The sequence below is a fragment of the Streptomyces africanus genome (genome assembly GCF_002150735.1).
Lineage (GTDB): Bacteria > Actinomycetota > Actinomycetes > Streptomycetales > Streptomycetaceae > Streptomyces > Streptomyces africanus.
On record NZ_MUKA01000488.1, the window covers coordinates 1 to 771 of the forward strand.

Annotated in this window: 2 protein-coding genes; both read left to right on the forward strand. The window is 71.7% G+C overall.

From position 1 onward, the window contains the following. A partial coding sequence (locus tag CCL05_RS40500) for an NAD-dependent epimerase/dehydratase family protein (protein WP_143590031.1) occupies positions 1-595 on the forward strand: 595 nt, incomplete at its 5' end. Next, the coding region (locus CCL05_RS46765) for a DUF4910 domain-containing protein (protein WP_244204571.1) at positions 583-771 on the forward strand (189 nt) is incomplete at its 3' end. The genes CCL05_RS40500 and CCL05_RS46765, both read left to right, overlap by 13 nt.

The window sequence follows — 771 nt, forward strand, 5'->3', positions numbered from 1 at the left end:
GGTGCGGGTGGAGGACGACCTGCACGAGCTGGCCGACGGCGACTTCACCCCGGTGTTCCTGCGCAACGCCACCGCCTTCGGCCACTCCCCCCGGCTGCGCGCCGACATCGTGCTGAACAACCTGGTGGGCCACGCCCTGCTGTCCGGCGAGGTGCTGGTGCTCTCCGACGGCACGCCCTGGCGCCCGCTGGTGCACGCCGCCGACATCGCGCGGGCGTTCACGGCCGCGCTGACCGCTCCGCGGGAAGCGGTGCACGACCGAGCGTTCAACATCGGCAGCGAGATCAACAACGTCACCGTCGCCGAGATCGCCGGGCAGGTCGCCGAGGCGGTGCCCGGCTCGAAGGTGGTGATCACCGGGGAGACCGGTGCCGATCCGCGCTCGTACCGGGTGGACTTCTCCCGGTTCCGCGCCGCGATACCCGGCTTCGACTGCGAGTGGACGGTGAAGCAGGGCGCGCTCGAACTCGCCGACGCCTACCGCAACCACGGGCTGACCCGGGAGGACTTCGAACGGCGCTTCACGCGCCTTGCCGTGCTGCGCGCGGCATCGGACGCAGGCGCCGTCGACGACACCCTGCGGTGGCGCCCGTGACCGAGATCGGCGAGGCGATGTACGCGCTGGTGGAGCGGCTGTATCCGCTGTGCCGGAGCATCACCGGCGACGGCGTGCGCGCCACCCTGGACATCGTCGGCGAGTACATCCCGCTCCGGACGCACGAGGTACCGACCGGCACGCAGGTGCTCGACTGGACGGTGCCGCAGGAGTGG